Source organism: Streptosporangium becharense, from assembly GCF_014204985.1.
Lineage (GTDB): Bacteria > Actinomycetota > Actinomycetes > Streptosporangiales > Streptosporangiaceae > Streptosporangium > Streptosporangium becharense.
The window spans coordinates 7,316,080-7,334,788 of the sequence record NZ_JACHMP010000001.1 but is presented as its reverse complement, the minus strand read 5'-3'; the positions used below and the strand labels follow the sequence as shown (position 1 = coordinate 7,334,788).

At 70.0% G+C, this 18,709-nt stretch carries 16 protein-coding genes and 1 pseudogene; 8 read left to right on the top strand and 9 right to left on the bottom strand.

Annotated elements, in window-relative coordinates:
* Positions 1-249: 249 nt before the first annotated feature.
* Positions 250-690, top strand: a pseudogene (locus F4562_RS31700) (IS5 family transposase); the annotation flags it as partial.
* A 27-nt stretch (positions 691-717) separates the two neighbouring features.
* Here the strand turns inward: F4562_RS31700 and F4562_RS31695 are convergent.
* On the bottom strand, positions 718-1,767 hold the full coding sequence (locus tag F4562_RS31695) for an IS3 family transposase (RefSeq protein WP_281403074.1): 1,050 nt from the start codon (positions 1,765-1,767) through the stop codon (positions 718-720).
* Positions 1,748-2,221, bottom strand: a complete 474-nt coding sequence (locus F4562_RS35525) for a hypothetical protein (RefSeq protein ID WP_246473614.1) — start codon at positions 2,219-2,221, stop codon at positions 1,748-1,750. Before F4562_RS35525 ends, F4562_RS31695 begins: the two co-directional genes overlap by 20 nt.
* A 45-nt stretch (positions 2,222-2,266) precedes the next feature.
* On the opposite strand from F4562_RS35525, the gene F4562_RS36735 reads away from it, so the two are divergent.
* Positions 2,267-2,671, top strand: coding sequence for a transposase (locus F4562_RS36735; RefSeq protein WP_375782460.1), 405 nt, complete (start codon positions 2,267-2,269; stop codon positions 2,669-2,671).
* Between the two features lie 2 nt (positions 2,672-2,673).
* Here the strand turns inward: F4562_RS36735 and F4562_RS36730 are convergent, their stop codons facing one another.
* Positions 2,674-3,096 (bottom strand): GNAT family N-acetyltransferase, encoded by a 423-nt coding sequence (locus tag F4562_RS36730; RefSeq protein ID WP_184540401.1) that lies wholly within the window; start codon positions 3,094-3,096, stop codon positions 2,674-2,676.
* Positions 3,097-3,537: 441 nt separating this feature from the next.
* Here F4562_RS36730 and lanL point away from each other — a divergent pair, with 441 nt between their 5' ends.
* Positions 3,538-6,204 (top strand): class IV lanthionine synthetase LanL, encoded by a 2,667-nt coding sequence (gene lanL / locus F4562_RS31680; RefSeq protein ID WP_184540400.1) that lies wholly within the window; start codon positions 3,538-3,540, stop codon positions 6,202-6,204.
* A gap of 238 nt (positions 6,205-6,442) precedes the next feature.
* Complete coding sequence (locus F4562_RS31675) at positions 6,443-8,221, top strand: ABC transporter ATP-binding protein (RefSeq protein ID WP_184540399.1); 1,779 nt, start codon at positions 6,443-6,445, stop codon at positions 8,219-8,221.
* 143 nt (positions 8,222-8,364) lie between these two features.
* On the opposite strand, the gene F4562_RS31670 is transcribed toward F4562_RS31675, so the two are convergent.
* On the bottom strand, positions 8,365-8,820 hold the full coding sequence (locus tag F4562_RS31670) for an ATP-binding protein (protein WP_184540398.1): 456 nt from the start codon (positions 8,818-8,820) through the stop codon (positions 8,365-8,367).
* Positions 8,821-8,964: 144 nt separating this feature from the next.
* On the opposite strand from F4562_RS31670, the gene F4562_RS31665 reads away from it, so the two are divergent.
* Both F4562_RS31665 and F4562_RS31660 read left to right on the top strand, forming a co-directional pair.
* Complete coding sequence (locus F4562_RS31665; protein ID WP_184540397.1) at positions 8,965-9,798, top strand: helix-turn-helix domain-containing protein; 834 nt, start codon at positions 8,965-8,967, stop codon at positions 9,796-9,798.
* Positions 9,783-9,983 carry a DUF397 domain-containing protein gene (locus F4562_RS31660; protein ID WP_184540395.1) on the top strand — a complete coding sequence of 67 codons (201 nt, stop codon included), beginning with the start codon at positions 9,783-9,785 and terminating at the stop codon, positions 9,981-9,983. The genes F4562_RS31665 and F4562_RS31660 overlap by 16 nt, the downstream gene beginning before the upstream one ends.
* Positions 9,984-10,036: 53 nt before the next feature.
* Here F4562_RS31660 and F4562_RS31655 read toward each other — a convergent pair whose 3' ends face one another.
* From F4562_RS31655 to F4562_RS31645, 3 genes are all read right to left on the bottom strand, one after another.
* Positions 10,037-11,494 (bottom strand): L-fucose/L-arabinose isomerase family protein, encoded by a 1,458-nt coding sequence (locus tag F4562_RS31655; protein ID WP_184540393.1) that lies wholly within the window; start codon positions 11,492-11,494, stop codon positions 10,037-10,039.
* Positions 11,495-11,886: 392 nt separating this feature from the next.
* Complete coding sequence (locus F4562_RS31650) at positions 11,887-12,870, bottom strand: LacI family DNA-binding transcriptional regulator (protein ID WP_184540391.1); 984 nt, start codon at positions 12,868-12,870, stop codon at positions 11,887-11,889.
* A 144-nt stretch (positions 12,871-13,014) separates the two neighbouring features.
* Complete coding sequence (locus F4562_RS31645) at positions 13,015-13,917, bottom strand: serine hydrolase (RefSeq protein WP_184540389.1); 903 nt, start codon at positions 13,915-13,917, stop codon at positions 13,015-13,017.
* Positions 13,918-14,272: 355 nt separating this feature from the next.
* Here F4562_RS31645 and F4562_RS31640 point away from each other — a divergent pair, with 355 nt between their 5' ends.
* Together F4562_RS31640 and cuyB are read left to right on the top strand one after the other, a co-directional pair.
* A complete protein-coding gene (locus F4562_RS31640; protein ID WP_184540388.1) occupies positions 14,273-15,277 on the top strand; it encodes a P1 family peptidase in 1,005 nt (334 codons plus the stop codon).
* Positions 15,274-15,984 (top strand): cysteate racemase, encoded by a 711-nt coding sequence (cuyB, locus tag F4562_RS31635; RefSeq protein WP_221206585.1) that lies wholly within the window; start codon positions 15,274-15,276, stop codon positions 15,982-15,984. Before F4562_RS31640 ends, cuyB begins: the two co-directional genes overlap by 4 nt.
* On the opposite strand, the gene F4562_RS31630 is transcribed toward cuyB, so the two are convergent.
* On the bottom strand, positions 15,968-17,605 hold the full coding sequence (locus F4562_RS31630) for a PucR family transcriptional regulator (protein WP_221206583.1): 1,638 nt from the start codon (positions 17,603-17,605) through the stop codon (positions 15,968-15,970). The genes cuyB and F4562_RS31630 overlap by 17 nt on opposite strands.
* Before the next feature lie 515 nt (positions 17,606-18,120).
* Positions 18,121-18,705, bottom strand: coding sequence for a helix-turn-helix domain-containing protein (locus F4562_RS31625; protein WP_184540384.1), 585 nt, complete (start codon positions 18,703-18,705; stop codon positions 18,121-18,123).
* Between the last annotated feature and the right edge of the window lie 4 nt (positions 18,706-18,709).

Sequence of the window (18,709 nt, the reverse complement as noted above, 5' to 3'; positions counted from 1 at the left end):
CGTCTTGGGATGAGACAGGATTTTCCTGGATGAGACCGGCACTCAGCAGCCCGTTCATCGAAGGCCGCCATTTCGGAATCCATCGAAAGCACACAAACCGGGCACGCAGGCTACCGAATGGATCGGGCGATTCACTATCTCATGGGATCAAACACCCACTCAGAACGTGTTTGAGAGCTGATCGTGAAGCCGTCGTATGACGGGGTACAGGCAGGACCATGACACGACAACGGTTTTTACCCCTCTGATCTGACCGATGAACAGTGGGTGCTGATCGAACCGCTGCTTCCCGCTCCGCATTGGGACGGCCGCAAGGAGAAGCATCCGCGCCGGGAGATCGTGGATGCGATCTTGTACGTGGTGCGGACCGGCTGCGCCTGGCGGCAGCTTCCGGTCGACTTCCCGCCCTGGCAGACGGTGTACTGGCACTTCGTGCGCTGGGAGGATCAAGGCGTGACCCAGCGGATTGTGGATGTGCTGCGCCGGCGGGTCCGCAGGAACGCCGGCCGTGAAGACGAGCCGTCGGCGGCGGTGATGGACAGTCAGAGTGTCAAGGGTGCCGACACCGTCGGGGCCGGCAGTCGCGGCTACGACGCGAACAAGAAGATCAACGGCCGCAAGCGGTTCGTGGTCACCGATACCCTCGGGCTGCTGCTGGCGGTGATGGTGCGCCCGGCCAGTGTGCAGGACCCGGTACCTGTCAAACCTGTTGAGACATCAAGCCACGTTCGGTGTCTGTGCTGAGGCCGCGGCTTCGCCGGCTTCAAGACCCGTCGACGGCTTGTTGATCCACACCCGGGAGGGCAGCGGAGGCGGACTCGGCCGCCGACCACGGAACCGCTCGGGATGCGCCAGGAACGCCGCGTTCAGGGTCGCTGCTCGCCGGGCCTGGATCTCGAGTGCCGAGCCGTCGTGCACCGACCCCGGGGTGTGCATCCCGATCCCGGAATGGCGGTGCTCGGTGTTGTAGTACCGGAAGAACTGCCCGCAGAAGACGTTCGCGTCCTCGATGGACCCGAACTCACCCGGGAACGCCGGACAGAACTTGAGCGTCTTGAACTGCGCTTCGGAATACGGGTTGTCGTTGGACACACGCGGCCGGGAATGGGACTGGTCGATGCCCAGCAGCGCCAGCAGCCCGGAGACGGTGTTCGACGTCATCGCGGTGCCGCGGTCGGCGTGGATCGCTTCTGGAGCGATCCCGTCGTTGGCGGCGATCGCGTGCTCGATGAACTCCTTGGCGAGAACGCCGGTCTCGGTGGGCCAGATCTCCCACCAGATGACTTTCCGCGAGAAGATGTCGAGGATGACGTACAGCAGGTAATAGACCCCGCGCGTCAGGCCTTTCAGTTTCGTGATGTCCCATGACCACACCTGGTTCGGGCCGTCGGCGGTCAGCTCGGGTTTCTTGCGGGCCGGGTGGACGGCCTGGGCACGGCGCTCACCCGAGGTGCCGCGCATCCGCAGCAACCGGTACATGGTGGCCTGCGAGCATAGGTAGACGCCCTCGTCCAGCAGGGTGGCCCACACCTGGCCCGGGGACTTGTCGGCGAAGCGGGGCGAGTCCAGCGCCGCCAGCGCCTGGGCGCGCTCCTGCTCGGTCAACTCGGCCGGGTGGTGAAACGGTCGGCGCGGCCCCAGCCGGGGCGGGGCGGGGTTGCGGTGCCGATGCAGCGTGGCCCGGGATGTGCCGAAGACCGCACATGCTCTAGCCGTACCGAGCGACTTCTCCAGATCGGGGAAGTATTCATCGAGGACCCGGTTCAGCTCTTGTCGGAGTCCGCGCTGCTTGAGATGTCCTGCAGCAGCGCGAATGCTTTCCCGCGATGTCCAGGGCCGTTCTGGTCTTTCCGAGTTCGCCGGCGAGTTTCTCATTGCGGGCTTCGAGCTTGGCAGCCTCGGCCTTGAGCTTCTTGTTCTCGGCCCGCAGCAGGGTCATCTCCTCGGCCTCGGCGCTGCGGGCCGGTTTTCCCGTCGAGGCGGCCAGGGTGCCGTTTTCGGCCTGCTTGCGCCAGTGCTCGATGTGGGAGTGGTACAGCCGTTCCTTGCGCAGCAGGGCGCCGCGCTCGGCGCTGCCCTCGGGCAGGGCGTCGAAGGCCGCCAGGATCCGCGCCTTGTAGGCCTTGGTGAAGGTGCGCCGCTTGGGCCGGCCCGGCTGCTGTTCGGTCACGCGACCATCCTGCCCGGTCATGGCGGTCTGGTCGGCGAGGGTCATCGTCACTGTCTTGATCGTCCTGTCTCGCCCTGCTTCACATCAGAAGGACTCATGCGTCCCCTGTCTCACAGGAGACTGACAGAGAGGGACCGCGCCGGGGCCACGACCTTGCTGCTGGGGCTGTATCTGACCTGCTCTTGCCGGGTGGTCTTCGCCGATCAGGGCTTTTCTGGGCGGCTGGTGACCTGGGCGCGCCAGGTGCTGGACATCATCGTGCGCATCGTCGCCAAGCCCGCCGGTCAGCGGGGATTTCAGGTGCATCCCAAGCGGTGGGTGGTGGAGCGGGCACTGGCCTGGCTGATGATGCACCGGCGGCTGGCCCGGGACTACGAGCGTCGACCGCCGACCAGCGAGGCGATGACCCGATGGGCAGCGATCAGCACGTTGCTGCGGCGCATCACCCGAGGTCGTCCCGCTCAGCGGCCTGGACCTCGCCCGCTGGAATGGGCTCGCTGAGGCTAACGATCACCTCTCAAACACGTTTTCAGACAAATGCGAGCGAAGCCTCGTTCCGCTGCTCGCTGAGCAACCTCGGTCAACAAGGCACGTCCCACCCCCTTGCCCCGCCACAACGGGAGAACGCCCACAGACAGTTCTGGGATGTCCTCGGACACAAACCCGTAGCCGGGATCATCAGGACTGAACAATCGTAGCCAGGCCGCACCGACCGGTTGCCCACCTGCCTCGACAGCAACCACTCCGAGATCACCCGGCCGAGGCCAGCCTTCGACGTAGCGAGCCGTTTGGCGATCCATGAGGACACGGTCGCGGCCGACCGCTTCCCGAGCAGGATCCCAGTTCACAGCAGCCACGAGCATGTCCGTGAGGAAGTCCGCATCGTCGGCCGTTGCAACCCGCAACGAGTAACCATCTTCGCTCATACGGTGGATTCTGCTACCCACCATGCCAGTGCCAAGCTGGTGATCGTTTCCAGTCACAGCACTCAGTACGCGCACAGGAGAGCCGATGAAGCGTGGCCGGCGCCGTCGGTGCCGCTCCCGGAGACACGTCTGAATCGCGGGCCGGAGCATGTGTAACACGCCGACTACGTCACGTGGCGGAAACAGGCGCACGAGGACCGGCGACCGCGATACCGGCCATCCGAAAATCGGACATTTCATACTTTAGGGCACTACCTTTTGGCTTTTTGGGCCCGCCCAACAAGCTCTCACCTGGATTTAAAACGGTTGCAAGCCATTCACAAGTACGAATGGCAAACATGACCAACGGAACAACGGGTCGCCGGAGAACATCCGGTGAACATCCCGGACGTTCTCCTCATTCACGTACGGGAACCCGTGACGACCGAGAGTGAGCAACGCATGAGTACGTATTCGGAAGACCCCGACCTCCTGCGGGACATCGTGGCCGCCGAACTCGACCGTGCGGAGACGCGAGAGTGGTCGATCACCGAGGACGGCTTCTGGTGCAAGGTCGCACCGAAGACGCACGAGCTGCCCGACCAGGGATGGAAGCTGCACGTCTCGGCGACGATGCTCTCCGCCCCCGTGGTCCTCTCCAGGGTGGCGCGGGTACTGGCCGAGGCCGGCTGCGCGTTCAAGTTCCCCGCCCGGCTGCGTGACTACTGGGACCTTCTCCAACCGCACTGCAGCCGTGCGCAGGCCGGGAAGTTCGTCACCGTCTACCCGCGTGACGACGCAGAGTCGGTACGCCTGGCCGCCCTCCTGGACGAGGCGACCCGGGGCCTTCCCGGGCCTGTGATCCTCTCCGACCGCCCATACCGGCCAGGCGGAATCGTGCACTACCGCTACGGCGCCTTCAGCGGGCACCGGGTGCTGGGCAACGACGGGTTCTACGAGATCCGATTGCGCTCCCCCGAGGGCCGGTTCGTCCTCGACGAGCGGCAGCCGCGTTTCTCCCCGCCGTCGTTCGCGGTCTGCCCGTTCGAGGCTCCGCAGGCGCAGCGACGTTCCGGAGCGTCCTCGGTCATGCTGAACGACCGGTTCGTCGTCCGCGAGGCCGTACGGCACGCCAACCGCGGCGGGGTGTATCTCGCAGAGGACACCAAGACCGGGCGGCAGGTGGTCGTCAAGGAGGGCCGCCCGCACGCCTGCGCCGACCTGGGCGGCAGGGACGCGCGGGACCGGATCGCGACGGAGCGCTCGTCCCTGGAGCGGCTGGCCGGCAGCGGGGCGGTGCCCGCCCTGGTGGACTTCTTCGAGCAGGGCGGACACGTCTTCCTCGTCGAGGAGTTCATCCCGGGGATCACGCTGCAACGCTGGTCGGACGGGAACGCCGGGCCGCTGGGCGAGAGCGGGTTCGGCAACGACGCGGCGGCGGTCCTGCCGATCGCCGGCCGGCTGGTGGAGCTGGTGAAGGCGGTGCACGAACGGGAGTACGTGTTCCGCGACCTGTCACCGAACAACGTGATGCTGCTGCCCGACGGCGGGCTCCGGCTCATCGACCTGGAGCACGCGACCGTGCCGGGCACCGTCGTCATGGTGGGCGGGACCAAGGGCTACCTCGCGCCGGAGCTGGCGGAGCACGGGGGAGAGTTCCGGCCCGCGCCGGAGCCGGCCGCCGACCTCTACAGCCTCGGCGCGATGATGTACTTCCTGGCGGTCGGCGCGCACCCGGACCCGCCGGTGCTGCCCCGCATCGCGGCGGCGTCCACGGCCGGCCCCACGCTGGCCCTGCTGCGGCCCCTCGTCGAGGGCCTGATGGCGACGGAACCGCAGCGGCGCTGGTCTCTGGCGGACTGCGAACGGTTCCTCGCCGGGCTCACCCCGGAGCAGTCCTTCTCCGAAGGCGCGGGCCCGGCCCCCGAGCGGATCGACCGCCTGATCGACGACGGGATCGCGCACCTGGTCGAGGCGGTCGACGCGCGCGACGACGGCCTGTCGCCGTGGACGGACCCCGCCGACGCGGGAGCCGAGACCGATCCGTGCTCGGTGAACGGCGGCGCGGCCGGTTTCCTCGCCGTGCTGACCCAGGCACTGCCCGAGGCGGAGACGGCCGACGCGGTGACCGCGCTCTCCGGCTGGCTGCGACGGCGACTGGAGGAGGAGGACGTCTGGCGGCCCGGCCTCTACTTCGGACGCTCCGGAGCGGTGTGGGCATTGTGCGACGCGGCGACGGCCCTGGGTGACGCGGAGCTGGCGCGGTTCGCAGCGCGGGCCGCGGCCCTGCTGCCCGCGGACCACCCCAGCCCCGACGTGACCCACGGGCTGGCCGGGTGCGGCATGGCGGTCCTGCGCGTCGCGCTGCGCACCAGGGAGGCGGCGCTGCGGGACCACGCCACCGAGATCTTCCGGAACCTGCACGACGCGCGCTCCTACCTGGACGGGCATCCGCAGTGGCCGATACCGCAGGACTTCGACTCCGGTCTCGCCGGGGCCAACCACTTCGGCTTCGCGCACGGCATCGCCGGCATCGGGACCGCGCTGCTGCAGGCGAGCCGGATCCTGGACCGGCCGGACTGGGCGGCGACCGTCGACGAGATCGCCCGCACCTTCTACGCGTACGCGGACCTCGACGGCGACACCGCCTGGTGGCCCACCCTCCGCGCAGACCTGGAGACGTCGCGCCCGCGCCGTCCGCACTGGTGCAGCGGATCGTCGGGCGTCGGCTCCTTCCTGGTGCGCTACTGGAGCGCCACCGGCGACGAGCAGGCCCTGGACCTCGCCCGCGCCGCGGCGACGGCGGTCCACCGCACCCGGTGGCAGTCGGGCACGGTGCCGTGTCACGGGCTCCCCGGCGACGGCGAGTTCCTGCTCGACATGGCCGACTTCACCGGTGAGGACCGCTATCACCGGCAGGCCGCGGACCTGGCCGGTTGCCTGGAGACCTGGGCGGTCGAGCGCTCCGGCCGGCTGCTCGTCCCCGGCCGCGACGGGCGCCCCGCGCTCACTTTCCTCGGAGGCACGGCGGGCACCGCCGCCTTCCTCCTCCGACTGCGTCACCGGCATCCCCGGCTGTGGATGCTCGACGACGCCCACAGACTCACCGCTCCCGCCCGGGAACGGTGACGGCAGGCAGCGGCCGCCCGAGGCGGCTCCGCTACCACACAAGGAGGTACGACCATGTCGATCAACGTCGAGGACCTGCAGGCCCTTCAGGAGATCGAGCCCGGCGCCAACGAGGCTCTTCGCCTGAGCCACTGCAAGAAGCACGACGGCTGCACCAACAACTGATGTGACGGCCCCGCCCGCCCGGTCCCGGGCGGGCGGGGCCCCGCCCCGTTCTCCAGACAAGGACAGGCCGACCGTGGACGAGCGCTCCCTCCCCGATCCGCAGCCCTCACCGGCTCACGGGGTCCGGCGCAGGACGGTGCGACTGTTCCTGCCGCACAGGTCCGCCCTGTTCCTCGTCGTCCTGCTCATCGCCGCCTACTCCGTCTTCAACACCGCCGTCCCCCTGCTGACGCAGACGGTCTTCGACCGCGCGCTCTTCGGTCCGGGCGGCCCGGACCTGCCGCTGCTCGCCACGCTCGCCGCCACCGCGGCGGCCCTGGCCTGCGCGGTGGGAGCGGTGGACCTCGCACAGACCTGGCTGACCGCCCGCGTCGCCCAGCGGGTGGTGCACGGCCTGCGGACGGAGATGTTCGACCGCCTCCAGCGCATGCCACTGGCCTTCTTCACCGCCGAGAAGGGCGGTGAGATCCAGTCGCGGCTGGCCGGCGACACCGCCCAGATCGAGTACGCGGTCAAGGACACGCTGCCGAGCGTGCTCGCGGGGACCATCGGGCTGCTGGTCTCGGCCGGCGCGATGGTGTTCCTCTCCCCGGCGCTGGCGGGCGTCGCCCTGGTGCTCGCCCCGCTCGTCCTGCTGGTCAGCTCCCGGTCGGGACGGGTGCTGGACAGGCTGTCGGCAGACGGCCAGCGCGCCCGCGCGGAGCTCTCCTCCGCCGTCGCCGAGCGCCTCTCCCTGGGCGGCGTCATCCTGTCCCGGGTCCACGGCAGGCGCGGCGACGAGGCCGCCGGGTTCGCCGCGGAGAGCGAACGGCTGGCCCGGCTGGGAGTGCGCTCCGCACTGGTGACCCAGTGGGTGCTGAGCGCCGGACACGTCTTCTTCGTCCTGACCCCCTACCTGGTGTTCGTGGCGGCCGGGTTGACGGACGGGATCACCCCTGGCACGCTCGCCGCCTTCACCGTGCTGCAGGCGAGGATCTACCAGCCCCTCGGCCAACTCCTGCACGTCTCCACCGAGATCCGTTCCGCCACGGGTGCCTTCCAGCGGGTGTTCGACTACCTCGACCTGCGGCCGGAACCCGTACCGGAGCCGGAACCGGACGAGGACCGGATCCCCGGGCCCGGCGCGCTCAGCGTCCGCGGGGTCGGCTTCCGCTACGCCGGGGCGGGCGAGGAGAATCGTCCCGCGCTGTCCGGTGTGAGCCTCGACATCCCGGCCGGGTCCACCACGCTGGTCGTCGGCCCGAGCGGGTCCGGCAAGACGACGCTGGGTCACCTGCTCGCCGGGCTGCACCCGCCGGCCGTGGGGAAGGTGCTGCTCGACGGGACGGAGATCCGGGCCCCGCTGCCCGGCCGGATCTGCATCGCCGTGCAGGACCCCTTCCTCCTCCAGGGGTCGGTCGCCGACAACCTCCGCTACGCCGCCCCCCACGCCACGGCCGACGACCTGGTGCGGGTCTGCCGGATCACCCGGATCCACGACCGGATCGCGGCACTGCCCGACGGCTACGACTCGCCGGTGGGCGAGCGGGGGGCGTTGTTCTCCGGCGGTGAGCGGCAGCGCATCGCCCTGGCCCGCGCGCTGCTGGCCGACACACCCGTGCTCGTGCTCGACGAGGCGACGTCCGCGCTCGACCCGATCACCGAGTCGGAGGTGGTCGAGGCGGTCCTCGCCGAACGACGGGGACGGACGACCGTGATGATCACTCACCGGTTCGGCGTGCTGGAGTCCTTCGACACCGTGGTGGCGCTGGAGGGAGGGCTGGTGGCCCAGCACGGCACCCGGCTGGACCTGCTGGGCGACCGGCACGGCCTGTACGCGCGGATGGTCCGCGCGCAGACCGGAGCCGGGTAGGGCCGGCGCCGGCGCCGGCGGCGGCAGACCACGATCACCGGCCCGGCCGCGGCCGTCCGGCCTGATCTCGTCGGCCGTGACCTTCGGTCCGGTCCCGTGGCCGCCGGCACCCGCTGGCGCGAATCCACGTCGCGGCCGGTGGCTCACCCGCACGGCACGCCCGGCGCGTGGCCGCCGAGGACGCACCACACGGTGCGGCTCCCGTCCGCGTGGTCGAGGACTCCCCAGCACCACCGCGACAGCTCGCCGACGATGCCGAGGCCGCGTCCGCGCTCCTCGTCGTCCGGGACGGCCCGCGGCGCCTCCGGCTCCCAGGGGCCGCCTCCCGGATCGGTGACCGCCACGTGGAGGAGACCCGCCCTCCGCAGGAGCGCGAGCGAGACCAGGTCGCCGGGGTTCCTCCGGCAGGTGTGCAGCACGGCGTTGGCGACCAGCTCGGAGGCCGCCAGCCTGACGTCCTCGTACGCCGGATGATCCGCGCCGATCCATTCACGAACATATGCGCGCGCCTTCGACGCGGACGCGGGGTCGAGTTCCAGACACGCCTTTCCCAGCACCTCCGATTCACCGTCGACGTCTTTTCTCCGGAAACCGCTCACGGGATCCATGCTCACCTGCCCGGCACTCGGGTTCCTGAATTCCCGTGCAGCATCGCACCGTTCCGCTACAGTCGGTGAATAAAAGATTACGGATCGCATTCAACGGTTTCTGTGAAACCGGGAGTGAAATCGAGGAGGTGCCCGATGCCGAATCCGAGAGAGCTCGACCCCGGTGCGTCGCCGATCGCCTTCTTCGGCTACGAGTTGCGGCGTTACCGGCAGGAGGCGGAGCTGACCCAGTCGAGCCTGGCCCGCCGGGCCGGATACGCGCTGGGCACGATCTCGATGGCGGAGACCGGTCGACGCGCGCCAACGGCGGACTTCGCCCGGCGCTGCGACGAGGTCCTGGGAGCGGGCGGCGCACTCATCCGGATCAAGGAGATGATCGACAACGTCTCGTCACGGCTGCCCGCCTGGTTCCGCCCATGGGTGGAGATCGAGCAGGCCGCGGAGAACCTCTACACCTGGCAACCACTCATCATGCCGGGGCTTCTCCAGACAGCGGACTATGCCCGCGTGCTCTTCAGCAACGAGCCTCGCGCGGTGGCGGAGGAGGTGGAGCAGAACGTGGCCGCCCGAATGGATCGGCAGCACATCCTAGAGCGGGAAGACCCACCCCTGCTCTGGGTCGTCCTCGACGAAGGAGTTCTGGGCCGCCTCGTCGGCGACAAGTCAATCATGGCAGATCAGCTCGGCCATCTTCTCTCGATGGCGCAGAGACCCCACGTCACCGTTCAGATTCTCCCCCTGAACTCGGGCAACACCACGGGTTTTCTGGGCGGATTCTTCATTGCACACGCCCGAGGTGTCACCAATAGTGTGTATATGGAGTCGGCTGGTCAAGGTCAGGTTTCCGATCGGCCCGACGACGTGGCGGACATCACGACCAAATACGAGGCGATCAGAGCAGAGGCCCTCCCCCAGCGAGCGTCATTGAAAATGATCGAAGAGATGAGGGAACGATGGACCAAGAGCTGAGCGGAGCCACGTGGGTGAAGTCGTCACTCTCGGGCGGCAACGGCGGTGAGTGCGTGGAGATCGCCAGACTCTCCGGTGGACGGGTCGCCGTCCGTGACAGCAAGGATCCGTCCGGCCCGGCCCTGGTCTTCACCTCCGCCGAATGGACCGCCTTCACCCGCCGGGTCCGCACCGACGTGGTCTGAGCCCTCGCGGTCCGCCCCGGTCCCCGTCAAGGGACCCGGAGCAGGTGGCGGGGTCAGACCTGGCGGTAGGGGATGCCCAGGAGGTCGGCGGCGGCGCGGTAGTCGGCGGCGTGGTGGCCGACGGACAGCGACCAGTGGTGGCCGACGCCGGTGGCGCTCCAGGCGTCGACCCACTCGCCCGGGTCGCGGCCGAAGTCGACGCGGCTGGTGGTGTTGCCGATCTCCAGGAGGGGGCCCGGCACGACGGTGCCCTCGGAGGCGATGAAGGAGAGGGTGCCGTCGGCGTCCTGGCCGAGGCCGAGGAGGGTGACGGGGCCGTGCCTGACGTCGAACTCGACGCTGACGCCCCAGCCGCGCTTGCCGTGATAGACCCCCAGGCCGCGCAGAAGCGGGTCGCGCGCGCTGACCGCCAGGTGGGCGGGGCCGTCGTGGCCCATCTCGACGACGCCGGCCTCGAAGTCGAGCGCCTGTATCTCGGTGAAGGAGCCGCCCGCACCGATGCTCTGGGAGGCGAGCTGGGCGACGGTCGTGCGCAGCTCGTACTCACCCGTCGCGGGGACGCCGCGCGCGGTGAGCAGGGACGCGCCGAGGATCATGCCGGCGCCGAGCCGCTCGTGCTGCTCGCCGTCCAGGCCGCGGTGGTAGTAGGCCAGGGTGTCGAGCCCGAAATCCTCGACGAGGCGGTCCAGGGCGACCGACACCGTCGCACCCCAGGCGAAGTCCTCCTCGACGACGGTGTCGTCCAGGGTGAAGACCTCGCGCGCCAGGTCCATGCGGGCACGGGTCTCGGCGTCGGTGACCTTCTCGACACGGTGGCGCAGGTCGTCGAACTCCAGGATCTCCACGTGTGAGCCGAACACGGCGGGCAGCAGGGTCAGGTCGGTGGAGACGTCGAGCATGCCCGGGTAGAGGTGGCCCATGAGACCGTGCCGGGCGTGGCGGAGTGCGGCGCGGACGTGCGCGGCCCGGATCCACTGGCCGATCCGCTCCCACGCCGCCTCCTGGCGCAGCCACCCCGAGACCGACCGGAACGGGATCCCCGCCCGCCGGAACACGTTGCCGACCTCGGGGACGGGGCACTGACCGCAGTAGGCGAGCCACGCGCCGGTGTCGAAGGACGCGTGGTCCATCTTCTCCGTCGGTTGCAGGTCGATGACCAGGACCGGCGTGTGGGAGCGCTGCGCGATCGGCAGGACCATCGAGGACGTCAGGTAGGTCGTCAGGAAGAGCACGATGAGGTCGCAGTCGGCCTGCCGGAGCCTTTCGGCCGCGGCCGCACCCTCCTGAGCGTCCGAGATGAAGCCGACGTCGGTGACCTCCGCGTCCATCTCCCGGAACCGTTCGGAGACGTACCGCGTGCTCTCCTGCAGCTGGGGCAGCAGGCCGGGGAACTGCGGCCAGTACGTGCCGAGACCTCCGGCCACCAGGCCGATGCGCGTCTTGCGGCGTGTGACGGGGTCGAGAAGGTCCAGGACCGGGGTGCGGGGGCCGGTGGAGGTCGGAGGGGTCATCGTCGCGGTTCCCTTTCGACTGGGAGGGTGGGACGGCGGGTGACGGACGGTCCATGCGGGCACACCGGTCCGGCTGGTGCGACGATAAGGGTTTGTGAAACGTTTTACAAGCCCTTAGACGTGCAGATACCGTACGATACCGAACTTTCCGCGACGGCGAAGATGCCCATAGTGATCAAACTCCCATGGAGGCGCCCCTGGGTGTCGGCTCAGCCGAGGTCGCGAATCTTATGATTCGGCCCTGAGCTGCACCTGGCGCCGATGCCGCGACTTCGATCTCCTGATGTGAAACGTTTTGCAAAAGATTCCAGATGTCATCACATGGTCACCAAGAGTCACAAGGAGTCACGATCGGGGTTCCCTCCCTTGGGGCCACTCTCGCCGACGACGAGTCAGGCGGTCTCGCGGACGACGAGGGAGGGGGCGAAGACACGGGCCTCGTGGGCATGGTCGGCGCCTGCCTCGACCTCGTCGAGCAGGAGCTCGATCGCCGCGGATCCCAGCTCCTCCACGGGCTGGCGGATCGTGGTGAGGGCCGCGAGGCCGGCCACGTCCAGGTCGCCGTACCCCACGACCCTGACGTCTCCCGGAACGTCCGCACCGCGTTCGGCCAGGCCCCGGCAGACGCCGACGGCGAGGAAGTCGTTGGTGCAGAACACCGCGTCGGGAAGCGTCTCCAGGCGCCGGACGGCCTCCGTCCCGCACTCGACGGTCATCCGCTCTGCGACGATCTGCTCCAGGGTGACACCGCGAAGGCGCCGGGCCGCCTGGCGGGCCCCCTGGTAGCGGTCGGCGCACTGGCGGATCCCGCGCGTCCCGTTCACCACGAGGACGGACCTGGCTCCGCCCTCCAGCAGGTGCCGGACCGCCAACGTGCCCCCGGCGACGTCGTCGACGGAGACCGAGCAGCCTTCCTCGGTGGCCCTGGTCCGGTCGGCCAGGACCAGCGGCACGCCGCGCCGCCGCAGCCGCTCCAGCCGCCCGGGGTCGGCGCTCAGCGGTACGACGACCGCCCCGCTCGCCCGCTGCTCGACGAGCATCGACAGGTACTCCTGCTCACGTGCGGGATCGTCGTCGCTGTGACAGAGGGACAGCGCGTAGCCCTGGCGATAGGCGGCGTCCGCGGCACCCTTGGCGATGCGCGCGTAGAAGGAGTTCGCGATGTCCGGCAGGACCAGGCCGATCGACCTGGCGTGGACGGCCCGCAGGCCGACGGCCCCCGGATGCGGCACGTAGTCGAGGTCCGCGATGACGGACCGGACCCGCTCGACCGTCCGGGCGTTGACCCGTTCCGGCCGGTTCAGCACGTTCGAAACCGTCGTGACCGAGACCCCGGCGGCCGCGGCCACGTCCTGGATGCGCGCGGGACGGCGCATGCTCGCTGCCCTCCGTCCGTACCGCTCCGACCGGCGGGCGGGATCCGAAGGCCGCCCGCGCCAAGGGAATCCTAGGCCAGCCTCCGGGCTTCCGGTCCCACGTCGGCGAGGTGCTGCCAACGGCCGGATCCCCGGGATGCGCGGTCAGACAGAGCGGAGGTGGTCGACCGCCAGCCGCCCCGCACGGCCGATCGACGCGTCCACGGCCGGTTGCCGGTCGGCGTATGAGTGAGCCCTGGTGAAGACGGTCACCGCGTAGCTGCGACCGTCGGGGTAGGTGACCACTCCGGCCTCGTTCCTGATGCCGGGAAGCGTCCCGGTCTTGCCGGCGACCTCGACGCCGGACTCGAAGCCCGAGGACAACCGGTGGGCGTAGATCTGCCGGCGCATCATGGAGCGCACCTGCTCGCAGGCCGGCGGTTCGGCGGCCTGGTCGGTCCAGACGGCCTCCAGGAGCCGGGCGATCTCCCTGGGGGTGGAGGCGTTGGCCTGCGCCGGGTCGATCGCCGCCAGCGTGGCGAGATCTTCCGGGGACGCCTGCCTGATGAGCTCTTCCAGGTCCGACAGGGACGCGCCTGGGGACAGGTCGCGTACGACGCCGAGGAAGAGATCCTCGCAGGACTCGGTGATGCGGGTCCGGGTCAGGCCCAGATCGTCGATGACGCTCTGGACGGCGGGCTGACCGAGCCGGTACCAGAGGGCGTCGGTCGTGGCGTTGTCGCTCATCGTCATCATCACCAGCGCCTGGTCGCGCCGGCTCAGCTCGGTGTCGTCGGAGTACCCGGCCGTGCCGATGCCGCCGATCCGGAAGCGGGCGCCGATCGTCGCCCGCTCGGCCGGGTCGAGCCGGCCTGCGGCGACGGCCCTCGCGAAGGCCACCGCCACCGCGATTTTGAAGACCGAGGCGAGGACGACCGGCTCGTCGGCCTCCACCTCGACCTGGGGACCGTCGGACACGCCTATCTCGCGGGCGTACAGGTAGCCCCGTGCCCCGGCGGCGGCGAAGACGTCCCTGATCTGACGGGCCGTCCCGGTCGAGTCACTCATGATTCCTCCACGCGCTGGGAGGCGCGCTCTCAATGGGCGACGCGCGCGTGGCCCGTGCCCTGATACCTAAGAAACCCGTGCCCTGACCCCGAAGAATGGAGAAACAAAATTCCTTCCGCCTTTTTCAGAGTTTCTCAGGGCACCGCTACGTGGCGTCGCGGATTTCGAGTGAGAATACGGCCCCTCGTACGGGCCGCACTTCGTGCCGGTGCACAACGTGGTGGGTGCCCGTTGGTCGGCCGGTACGGAACCGTCCGCGCGTCCGAACCGGCCCTGCCTTCCTTGGCCGGCGCGACGGTGCCGTGACCTCGTGTGATCCACAGAGTGGACGGCGTACACGAGGAAGGCGAGGGCAGTGAGTGAGTTGCGGATCCGGGAAGCCGGAGAAGTCATCGGCCGGCTCGAACCCGGCCCCTGGAACGCCCTTACCGACGTCAGGGGCGTCCGTGTCGGCCACACGACCCTCTGCGAACCGGAGCAGGGCGTCCACTCCGGTGTGACGGCGATCGTCCCGGAAGGCAAGGTGCTCCCAGCGGGGCTCAGCGTGGCCAACGGCTACGGCAAGTTCGTCGGCGCCACCCAGGTCATGGAGCTCGGCGAGGTGGAGACACCGATCCTGCTGACCTCCACACTGTCCGCCTTCCGGACCGCCGACGCGTTGCTGACGTGGGTACTCGACCGGGCGGAGCGACCGGTACGGACCATCAACCCGGTGGTGGGTGAGATCAACGACTCCTGGTTGTCGCACACCGTCCTGAGGCCCGTCACCGCTGATCACGTATGGAACGCGCTGGACACGGCCACGAGCGGACCGGTGGCGATGGGGAACGTGGGCGGCGGGACGGGAGCCTGCGCTCTGGGGTACAAGGCCGGTATCGGCACCTCTTCCCGCCGGGTGGCCGTCGGCGGTCAGGAGGCGTCCGTCGGTGTGCTCGTCCAGGCGAACATGGACGGCGACCTGCGGGTCCGCGGCAACATGCTCACGCCGCGCAGCCTGGGCCTGCCGGTGGCGGGATCGTCGTCCGCCGAGGGATCCTGTGTGGTGGTCATCGCCGTCGACTTCGCCTGCTCGGCGCGACAGCTCTCCCGCATCGCCAACCGGGGCGTCTTCGCCCTGGGCAGGACGGGAGCGGCCTACAGCCACGGCAGCGGAGACTACGCGCTGGCGTTCTCGACCCGGCCGGCCCCGCCCCGGGCCGAGCTTCGTCCGGCGGAACTGGACCTCGTTTTCACCGCCGTGATGGACTCGGTCGAGGAGGCCGTCCTCGATTCGCTGCTCGCAGCCACGACGGTGATCACGCCTGGTGGTCGCAGGGCGGCGGCTCTGCCGCATTCCGCGCTCCTGAAGGCGCTCGCGTGAGCCGCCCGCTGCTGGGAGTCCTCGGCGGCATGGGGCCGCTCGCCACGGCGCACTTCTACCGGATGCTCGTCGAGGCGACCCCCGCGAAGACGGACCAGGAGCACGTACGGGTCGCCATATGGGCTGATCCCAGCGTCCCGGACCGCACCGAGTTCCTGCTCGGCGAAGGCCCCTCGCCGGTCCCGGCGATGCTGGACGGCCTGCGCTGGCTCCGGGCTGCCGGTGCGGACTGCGTGGTGATCCCCTGCAACACCGCTCATGCCTACGTCGAAGAGCTGGTGGCCTCCACCGGGGTGCCGGTGCTCGACATGGTGACCGCCGCGTTGCGGTCCTGCCAGGCCGTACGGCCGGGTGTCCGCCGGGTGGGCGTCCTGGCGACCCGCGGCACGCGAGCCGCCCGGCTCTACGAACGAGCGGGTTCGCGACTGGGCATCGAGGTGGTCCAGGTGCCGTCCGCCGTACAGCGGGAGCATGTGGACACCGCCATCCGGACCGTCAAGGCGGGCGGTGACCTCGCCGAGGCCGCGCGGTCGATCGAGACGGCCGCCCGTGTGCTCCACGCGCTGGGTGCGGAGGTCGGGGTGGCCGCGTGCACGGAGATCCCGCTCGTGATGGCAGGCGCCGAACGGGTGCTGCCCATGGTCGATTCGACGGCCGGCCTGGTGGAAGCGGCTCTCGCGCGGCTGGCGGTCAGGACTGGGCCATGAGCCGCAGCTGCAGCATCGCCGCGAAGCGGGCATCCGGATCGGCGAGGTCGATCTTCCCGACCTCGACCACACGTCGCAGGCGGTATCTGAACGTGTTGGGGTGCACGCACATCGCCGCGGAGGCCCTGACCACGTCGCCGAAGGCCTCCAGCCAGGCCCGCAGGGTGTCCACCAGTCGCATGTCGTTGTCGGCATCGTAGGCGGCCAGACGCGCCACCGGTCCCGTCAGGACGTCGCCACGGGTGGCCACCAGGTCGCCCAGTTCGAGCAACATCGCCTGGACGCTGACCTCGTCGATGGCGGCCACCCGTCGCGAACCGCCGCTCAGGCGCAGGACACGGAGAGCCCGGTCGGCACCGAGACGGGACGTCGCGAGGCCGCGCACATCGGTCGCGGACGGGCCGATGCCGATCAACGCCCGCATCCTGCCGCTGACCCGGTCGAGGAAGTCCTCCGCCAGCTGGACGGCGCGCTTTCCCGCCGCGGACGGATCATGCGGCACGGGGATGATGCCGTAAGCCGTCTCCCCGACCAGCGCGGTCGCCGAGCGGGGGTGCGCCGCGGTCAGGTGCATGGCGAAGGCGTCCGCCGCCCGCTGGCGATCGGCCGCCCTGCGGGTGTGCGCCGCGGTGCTGAGGGCGTTCCCGGGGTCCGGCAGGGCCAGGGCGAGGACGACCGCGGGCTGGTCCAGCAGGCCGAGGCGGCTCGCCGCCTCACCGGCGCCCGATCCTCCTTCGAGAGCGGTGCCCACGAGATCGGCTCGCAGCCGCCGCTCGACGTCCGCGCCGGCTCGCATTCTCAGCATGTGGAGGGCGACCAGCTTCGCGGCGTCCTGGAGAGTCGCGGCGCGGTTGTCCGACAAGGCTCTGGGCACCGCCACCCAGATCGACCCGAGGAACTCATCGCCCGCCCGGACGGCCAGGGCCACCCGGGGCAGGATGAAGCCGTCCTCCCCGTTCGGCCGCACGAAGACCGGCCGGTCGGAGCGGTACAGTTCCCGGAAAACGCCGCACCTCTCCAGGTACCGGGTCGTGGACGCAGGCACCTGCCGGCCCAGGATGGTGTCGACCCGTGACTTGTCGGCCTGGTCCTGCTGGCCGGAGAAGGCCAGTACGCGGGAGTTGCGGTCCTCGATCGTCACTGGCGCGTCCAGCAGGGCCGCCACCGCGTTGGCCAGCGCGAAGAGATCGCCGGACATGGCCTGGTCCACGGCTTCCACGCCTGCTTCACGCACCTGGCCGTCCGCGAGCAGCGAGCGCAGCATGGCCGCCACCTGTGCCCACGTCGCACCGCGGGTGAGGCCCAGCACGGCGACGCCCGCCCGTTCGGCCATCTCCCCGATGGCCGGATCCGCGGGGACGGGCGCGCGGAGCACCAGCCCCGCGGCACCTTGCTCACCGAGATCGGCCAGCAGGTCGACGATCTGATCCGCGCGGACGACGCCCACGCCCAGGACCAGGGCCTGGTGCGGGAGGTGGAGTTCGTCCTGGGGGTCGTAGATCACGACGCCGCCGATGTCACCGACGGCATCCGGGGCGCCGTGCACCAGGTCGAGCAGCGTCGCACCCAGGTCTTCCAGGACGCGGCCGAGGCTGGCCCGTGGGCGCGCTGTCACTGTCATCAGCACCCCTCCAGGCTAGGGACCTCACGTGCGGTCTCGTTCGTTCCCGACGACGAACTGTCCTGGGTTCATTGGTGCGTCAGAACTTACCCGTCACACCAGCCGAACACTATGTTCACTGTTGGGCAGTTTCTTGGCCGGGCCGCGCGGTCCGTTTCTCAGCCGGCCGCGCATCGGACTGCCGGCCGGGCACCTGCCCGGCGAAGGTCCGGGCCCGCACCGGACTCAGCGCGCACCGGTCGTCGAGCCCGCGGCGCAGTCATCACCCGCGGGTCCTTCACCGCGGTGTCGTCCGACCGGCCGGACCCGGTCACCGCGGCCGGGGATCGGGACCGTCACCCCGCACGATCCCGAAGCCCGGCGTCGCCGCGAGAGAGGAAACACGATCATGAAAGTCGGGTGGGCCGGCTACCACAGTCATCGGAGCGAGGCTTCTGACGCCCACTTCGCATGTGCGCGCCGGATGCCACGGCGTCGGCCCGGCCGCACGGACGCGTCCCGGGACCGATCGCCGGTCACAGCCCTGTTCCGTCACGTCCGACGCCGCCGACGATCAGGCAGGGGACATCGTGAGGGTTGTGCCACGCGTGCGCCTTCTGGGGCGGTACGTAGACCGTGTCGCCTGCGGCGACCGCGTGTCGTACGCCGTCGATCGTCACGATCGCGGCCCCCTCGACGCAGTGGTGGAACTCCTCGGTCGCGTGCGAGAGTCCTCGCATCGTTCCGCCCGGTCGCAGCAGCAGCCGGAAGGGCTGCAGCCCCCTGGTCGGGACGGGCAGGTAGGAGATGGTGACGCGCCCGTCGTCGTCGTCGACCGTACGCGCCTCGGAGAGCGGGACGCAGTGCCGGCTGCGAAGCTCCTGCAGGTCACCGAGCAGGTCACCGACGGTCACGGCGTAGACGTCGGCGAGCCTCATCAGACGGGTGACCGCGATCTCCGACTCGCCCCGTTCGACGAGCCCGATGAAGGAGGCGGACAGCCGGCTGCGGCGGGCGACGTCACGGACCGACCAGCCGCGTTGCTCGCGCAGCCGCCGCAGCCGGTCGCCGATCGTGCGGATCGCGTCGTCGCCGGAGGTCGCGGTGGGGCCTGCCGTCATGGTG

What these genes read in the sequence shown, in the direction of transcription:
- F4562_RS31660 (WP_184540395.1), top strand. Translation starts at nt 9,783, where the DNA reads ATGGACCAAGAGCTGAGCGGAGCCACGTGGGTGAAGTCGTCACTCTCG.
- F4562_RS31625 (WP_184540384.1), bottom strand. Translation starts at nt 18,705, where the DNA reads ATGACGGCAGGCCCCACCGCGACCTCCGGCGACGACGCGATCCGCACG.
- F4562_RS31655 (WP_184540393.1), bottom strand. Translation starts at nt 11,494, where the DNA reads ATGACCCCTCCGACCTCCACCGGCCCCCGCACCCCGGTCCTGGACCTT.
- lanL (WP_184540400.1), top strand. Translation starts at nt 3,538, where the DNA reads ATGAGTACGTATTCGGAAGACCCCGACCTCCTGCGGGACATCGTGGCC.
- F4562_RS31665 (WP_184540397.1), top strand. Translation starts at nt 8,965, where the DNA reads ATGCCGAATCCGAGAGAGCTCGACCCCGGTGCGTCGCCGATCGCCTTC.
- F4562_RS36735 (WP_375782460.1), top strand. Translation starts at nt 2,267, where the DNA reads ATGCGTCCCCTGTCTCACAGGAGACTGACAGAGAGGGACCGCGCCGGG.
- F4562_RS31650 (WP_184540391.1), bottom strand. Translation starts at nt 12,870, where the DNA reads ATGCGCCGTCCCGCGCGCATCCAGGACGTGGCCGCGGCCGCCGGGGTC.
- F4562_RS31630 (WP_221206583.1), bottom strand. Translation starts at nt 17,605, where the DNA reads ATGACAGTGACAGCGCGCCCACGGGCCAGCCTCGGCCGCGTCCTGGAA.
- F4562_RS36730 (WP_184540401.1), bottom strand. Translation starts at nt 3,096, where the DNA reads ATGAGCGAAGATGGTTACTCGTTGCGGGTTGCAACGGCCGACGATGCG.
- F4562_RS31645 (WP_184540389.1), bottom strand. Translation starts at nt 13,917, where the DNA reads ATGAGTGACTCGACCGGGACGGCCCGTCAGATCAGGGACGTCTTCGCC.